Origin of the sequence: Brachyspira catarrhinii (assembly GCF_005518285.1) — a bacterium.
Classification (GTDB): domain Bacteria; phylum Spirochaetota; class Brachyspiria; order Brachyspirales; family Brachyspiraceae; genus Brachyspira; species Brachyspira catarrhinii.
Genome location: NZ_SJDU01000136.1, coordinates 1 through 5,806, shown reverse-complemented (window position 1 = coordinate 5,806; position 5,806 = coordinate 1). Strand labels below are relative to the sequence as shown.

Below are 5,806 nucleotides of genomic sequence, written 5' to 3'. Positions count from 1 at the left end.
CGGAAGTCGGCTCGTCACAAAAAGCATAACTTCTGGCTCCATTGCCAAAGCTCGAGCAATCGCTATTCTCTGTTTCTGCCCGCCCGAAAGTTGATTCGGATAAGAATATTTTTTATCCAAAAGCCCCACTTTATTTAAAAGATTATCCGCCTTTTTTTCGGCTAATTCGAGGGAGTAATTTTTAATTTTTATCGGAGCTAATGTGATATTTTTTATAACATTTTTATGAGGAAACAAATTGAAATGTTGAAAAACCATTCCCACTTTTTCTCTTATTTTATTTATATTCGTTTCCTTGCTTAAAATATTTTCTCCATCAATAAATATTTTTCCGTCCGTAGGCTCTTCGAGTCTGTTTATGCATCTTAAAAAAGTGGATTTTCCGCTTCCCGAAGGTCCTATTATCGCTATAATTTCGCCTTTTTCGACATTAATATCTATTCCTTTCAATACTTCGAGTTTGCCGAATCTTTTATATAAATTTTCTATCTTAATCATTTAATCGCCTTCCTTTAATTTCTTCTCTATGCTTCTCATAAATGTGGCGAAGATTGAAGTCAATATTAAATATATTATTCCAACGGCAATTAACGGTTCAACTCCTCTATAAGTTTGACTCGTTATAATATTTGCCGAACGAAGCAAGTCTATTCCGCCGATAAATCCGACAATGGAAGTTTCTTTAAGCAAAGTTATAAATTCGCTCACCAAAGCTGGAAGAATTTTTTTTATCGCTTGAGGAATTATAATCTCTTTCATTGACAAACCGTAATTCATTCCCAAAGCTCGCGCCGCTTCCATCTGTCCTTTGTCGAGTCCTTCTATTCCCGCTCTTATTATCTCCGCTACATAAGCCGCCGAATTGATGCCGAAAGCTATTCCCGAAATTAGAAGTATCGGAGTGTTTCTTAATGCTCCTACAAAAACGACATTCGCCCATATCATTAATTGAACGACTGCGGGAGTTCCTCTTATAAGATTAACGAAACCGAAAGCCAATTTTGAAATAGGATTAAAATATTCATGTCCTTTTACATTTTTCAAAGGATAGAAATGCGAAAGTTCCATAAGGGCTATAAATATTCCTAATACGATTCCAACCAACGCGGCGAATGCGGTAGTTCCAACAGAAAATAGAAGCCCCCTAATCATATACATATATCTGCCGTGAGTAAAAAATATATTCTTAAGAAGCTCCAAATATTCCATTTAATTTTTCCGTTTATGATTTTAAGATTTAAAATTTTTAAGACAAAACTTAAATTACTTAAACAAAAAATATTTTCTTAATTTATTTAAAATATTTATTTAATAAAGCGTCATAAGTTCCGTTTTCTTTAAGAGTAGCCAAAGCTTTATTAATATCGTCCAAAAGTTGAGTGTCCTCTTTTCTAATGGCTATAGCATACTCTTCGCTTTCAGAATCCGTTTCAATCAATTTTAATTCTGGATTTTGAGCGGAGTAATTTTTTGCTGGCTCGTAATCCAAAACTACAGCTTGAACTTTTTTCGCTTTTAATCCCATAATCGCTTCGGAGGTTGCGTTATATCTTTGAACTCTAACATTTGAAATTTCCGATACAATCAAATCTCCCGTATATCCCAAAACAACGCCGACATCTTTTCCGACTAAATTATCGAAAGCGTTTATTCCGTTTTCATCGTTATTAACCACTATTGCCTGTTGCGATTTATAATAAGATTCGGAGAAATTGACATTCTTTTTTCTCTCTTCGGTAGCCGTCATTCCCGCTATGATTAAATCGATTTTTTTCGTTTGTAATGCTGGAAGAAGTCCGTCAAAAGCCATGTCTTCGATTTCAATTTCCACATTTATGAGTTTCGCTATTTCGCCCACAAGTTCTATATCGAAACCGACAATATTTCCGCTTTCTCTATATTCGAAAGGCTCGAATTCGGCGTTTGTTCCGACATACAATTTTTTACTTTCTTCTTTGCAACTCATAACCGCGACAATAACGATTGCAAAACTTACAATTACTTTTAGAATATTATTTTTGAACATAATATACTCCTTCAATATTTAAATTTTTAAGATTATTATTTGTAGAATTTTATATTATTACCAAAAAAAATCAAGTAAAATATTTATAATATTTATCGCTTTATAAAAATTTTTTTTCTAAAAAACGCTTGACTTAAAAATAAATTAATAATATTATTGCAATTAAAAGTTTTGAATTATTTATATCGTATATTTTTTATGATATAAATTTCAATACTTTATTATCAAATATTTTTCTTAAAGAGGGGAATTTATGTTACTGTTAAAGACATTCTTAACGACATTTTTTGACGATTATAAATTTCCCCAGACAATTTCATTATAATAAACCGTGCGTTTATTCAAAACATTAGCCTATAATTAATCAATCGTTAATTATAAAAAATTAATTTATTTACATTTTATTTTAAGGATAGAATTATGAGTTATAATCACAGCAAAAGTATATTTTTGGGCGATATTCCCATCGGCAAGTCGTTTTTCTTTAGAATCGAAAACTCTCTTTTGGTTTCTAATAAAGACGATATTATAGAAATAGTTTCGTTTAACGATAATCTTGAAAACGATTTGAAATCGTATTGTATATTTAAAGGCGAAATATTTTTAGATAAGAAGAAGAATAAAGAATTATATAGTTATTATATAAAGAAAAAGTCGAACGATAATTTTCCAAAATTTGAATCCGACATTAATCGTTTGGAAAGCAATCCTCCGCTAAATATAGGACTCGCTCCAAGAAATAGTTTGCCAGAAGAAGGCTCGCCAAATTACGGATTTGATTTGAATTATAAAGAAGATTTATGGAATAATAATATTTCAAAGCTTTATGAAGAGAGCAAAAAGACGCAATGGAATACTTCGGCGGATATAGAATGGAATAATATACCGAATTACGATAAAGATATGGAATTTGCTATAGCTCAAATTATGACATATTTAACCGAAAACGAATTTTCCGCTTTGTATGTGCCGAGTAAATTTATAGCTAAAGTAAGCCCTTATTTTTATGAGATTCCCGTATTTTTATCGTCTTTAATAAACGATGAAGCCCGACATATAGAAGCGTTTATTAAAAGAGCGAATATAAACGGCATGGGAGTTCAATATTCTTCGATTATTACTCAAAATTCTTTATATACTTTATACGCTGAAAATAATTATATAAAATCGAGTTTTTTATTGCATGTGATGGGCGAGGGAACTTTTGTGGATTTACTGGGTTTTTTAGAAAAATATACAAAAGACGAACCGACTCAAAAATTATTTAGATTAGTTAGAATAGACGAAACTCGACATGTCCGATACGGAACGAATCATATTAAAGAAATATTGAAACATAATCCTAATAAAGTAAATATCCTAAAAGAAGCGGTATATAAGAGAAAAGAATATTTAGACGAATTGAACGGAGAATCCACTTTATTAATAGAATCTATGGCGTTTCTTGCGGGAGGAGGAACTTCTTATAATCAATACAAAAACGGAATGGAGCTTGTAAGCGAGCTTAAAAATCAAATGCATGAGAATAGAGTTCAAAGGCTCGTTGAAATAGGAATAGACGAAGACTTGGCGGTGGATATATCTAAAAAACATACGCCTAATTTTATGTGATATATAAATAAAAATTTATATATAAAAAATATTAAATATTGCCAGAAGAATGGCAAAGGAGAACAAAATGACTAAAACTTTTGAAGATGCAATGAAATTTGCAGAACAACATGTTAAACCTTATACGGAAGAGGTTGACAGAGACGGAAGATTTCCGAAAGAAGCCTATAACGAATTGAGAAAACAAGGCTATATGGGGCTTATCGTTCCGAAAGAGTATGGAGGAATGGGCGGAGGAGCAAGAGAGCATGCCGAAGTGGTTCATGCATTGTCTAATTACTGCGCCACAACGGGATTATGTTATATGATGCATAATGCTGGAACTAAATGCATAGTTGATTACGGAACTGAAGAGCAGAAAAAAGAATTCTTGCCTAAAATAGCAAAGGGCGAAGTTGCAATAGCTTTGGCATATAGCGAAAGCGGAAGCGGAACTCACTTTGGAAGCCCTGATATGACAGAAACTAAATCTGGAAGTGGAATAATATTAAACGGAAGAAAAAGTTTCGTCACGAGCGCTTTATTTGCCGATTATTATTTAACTTTATCCAATTCTTGCGAAAATAAAGGAACATTAAATAATTGGCTCGTTCATAACAATTCAAAAGGGCTATTCCATGAAGAAAGTAAATGGGACGGTTTGGGAATGAGAGGAAACGCGTCTATGCCTGTAGTTTACGATAATGTAGAACTCGACACTTCATACAGAATAGGCAAAGAAGGAGACGGAGGAAATCAAACGGGAAGCGTTCTTCCTTATTTCGTTACAGGTTTGGGAGCGGTTTATAGCGGACTCGCAAGAGATGCCTATAATTGCATATTAGACTATACAAAAAATAGAAAATATACGAGCGGGCAAGCATTAGCCGATATAGAAATGGTGCAAGTGAATTTAGCCGAAATATATACTAAAATGCAATCTGCCGTAGCGCTTACATTTGACGCAGCCGATAGCCTTGATAATAAAGAAAGCGATGCGGGATTAAAAATATTCGCTTGCAGAATAAATTCTATCGAAATAGCGGTAGAAGTTTGTCAGAAAGCCATGAAGTTAGGTGGAGGAAACGCTTACGCGAAAAGGCTTCCGTTAGAAAGATATATGAGAGACGCTTTGGCAGCTCCAGTTATGGCTCCTGGAATCGATGTATTAAAAACTTGGCTCGGAAAAGCTATAGTTTCTTAATTATTAAATAAAAAAGGAGAATAGAATAGATGAAAACAATATTATTAGGCGCTGTGGCTTACGACCCAAAAGTGGTTGGTATTTGGGATATAATAAGAGATTATAGCAACGAATACGGATGCAAGCTCGATTATGTTTTATTTTCAAACTATGAAAGGCAGGTAGATTCTTTGCTAAAAGGACATATAGATATAGCTTGGAATACAAATGTAGCTTGGATAAGAACTTTGAACGCCACCGACAATAAAGCGAAAGCTATAGCTATGAGAGATACCGATATGGCATGGACTACAAAATTTATAGCTAAAAAGGACAGCAAAATAAATAGCTTGGAAGATTTGAAAGGCAAGAGAGTCGGAGTCGGTAGCGCAGATTCATCTCAAGCTAATATAATGGCTATATATTATCTAAATAAGAATGGATTAAAGATTAAAGAATCTAATATTAATAATTCCGAAGTAGATAACGAATGCGTGAATATAATAAGATATAATTCCGATTTGGGAAAGCATGGAGATACGGGAAAAAGCGAGTGGGATGTATTGGAAGGCATAAAAAACGGCTCTTTAGACGCTGGAACTATAGGCTCTAACACTTGGATAAGAATATTGGAAGAAGGCTTATATCCAGATGGAGAATTAGTGTCGTTCTATACCAGCCCAGAATTTTGCCACTGTAATTTTTCCGTTATGCCAAATACGGACGCCGAAATATCTAATAATTTTGTGGGTATGCTTATGTCTCAAAAAAAGGAAAATCCAATTATAAAGAAGATGATGGCTATGGAAGGCTTAAACGAATGGATAATTACGGGAGAAAAAGAGCTTAAAGGATACGATACTTTATACGAGGCTATGAGAGAACAAAAATTATTATAATTTAAATTCTTATTGGAAGGGCGATGCGAATACGCGTTGCCTTTCTTTTTTATTATAATTAATAAAAACAATTAAAAAATAATTAATAAAAAAATTTAATTTATTTAA

Annotated in this window: 6 protein-coding genes; 3 read left to right on the top strand and 3 right to left on the bottom strand. The window is 33.1% G+C overall.

The genetic code is table 11. The features are described from left to right. The 3 genes from EZH24_RS06365 to EZH24_RS06355 form a co-directional block, all read right to left on the bottom strand. Window positions 1-498, bottom strand: a 498-nt coding sequence (locus tag EZH24_RS06365) for an amino acid ABC transporter ATP-binding protein (protein WP_137998296.1), incomplete at its 3' end; no start/stop codon positions are given. Further along, a complete protein-coding gene (locus EZH24_RS06360) occupies window positions 499-1,209 on the bottom strand; it encodes an amino acid ABC transporter permease (RefSeq protein ID WP_137998295.1) in 711 nt (236 codons plus the stop codon). A gap of 82 nt (window positions 1,210-1,291) precedes the next feature. Then, complete coding sequence (locus EZH24_RS06355) at window positions 1,292-2,026, bottom strand: basic amino acid ABC transporter substrate-binding protein (protein WP_137998294.1); 735 nt, start codon at window positions 2,024-2,026, stop codon at window positions 1,292-1,294. A gap of 420 nt (window positions 2,027-2,446) precedes the next feature. Between EZH24_RS06355 and EZH24_RS06350 the strand changes: the two genes are divergently transcribed. The 3 genes from EZH24_RS06350 (at window position 2,447) to EZH24_RS06340 (ending at window position 5,698) form a co-directional block, all read left to right on the top strand. Next, a complete protein-coding gene (locus EZH24_RS06350) occupies window positions 2,447-3,637 on the top strand; it encodes a DUF455 domain-containing protein (protein WP_137998293.1) in 1,191 nt (396 codons plus the stop codon). A gap of 67 nt (window positions 3,638-3,704) precedes the next feature. After that, window positions 3,705-4,820: an acyl-CoA dehydrogenase family protein gene (locus tag EZH24_RS06345; protein WP_137998292.1), complete on the top strand. Its 1,116-nt coding sequence runs from the start codon at window positions 3,705-3,707 to the stop codon at window positions 4,818-4,820. 29 nt (window positions 4,821-4,849) lie between these two features. Next, a complete protein-coding gene (locus EZH24_RS06340) occupies window positions 4,850-5,698 on the top strand; it encodes a phosphate/phosphite/phosphonate ABC transporter substrate-binding protein (protein ID WP_137998291.1) in 849 nt (282 codons plus the stop codon). The last annotated feature ends 108 nt before the right edge of the window (window positions 5,699-5,806 follow it).

Bases quoted from the DNA above. Each gene is read 5' to 3' on its own strand.
- EZH24_RS06350 (WP_137998293.1), top strand. From the start codon at position 2,447: ATGAGTTATAATCACAGCAAAAGTATATTTTTGGGCGATATTCCCATC.
- EZH24_RS06360 (WP_137998295.1), bottom strand. From the start codon at position 1,209: ATGGAATATTTGGAGCTTCTTAAGAATATATTTTTTACTCACGGCAGA.
- EZH24_RS06340 (WP_137998291.1), top strand. From the start codon at position 4,850: ATGAAAACAATATTATTAGGCGCTGTGGCTTACGACCCAAAAGTGGTT.
- EZH24_RS06355 (WP_137998294.1), bottom strand. From the start codon at position 2,026: ATGTTCAAAAATAATATTCTAAAAGTAATTGTAAGTTTTGCAATCGTT.
- EZH24_RS06345 (WP_137998292.1), top strand. From the start codon at position 3,705: ATGACTAAAACTTTTGAAGATGCAATGAAATTTGCAGAACAACATGTT.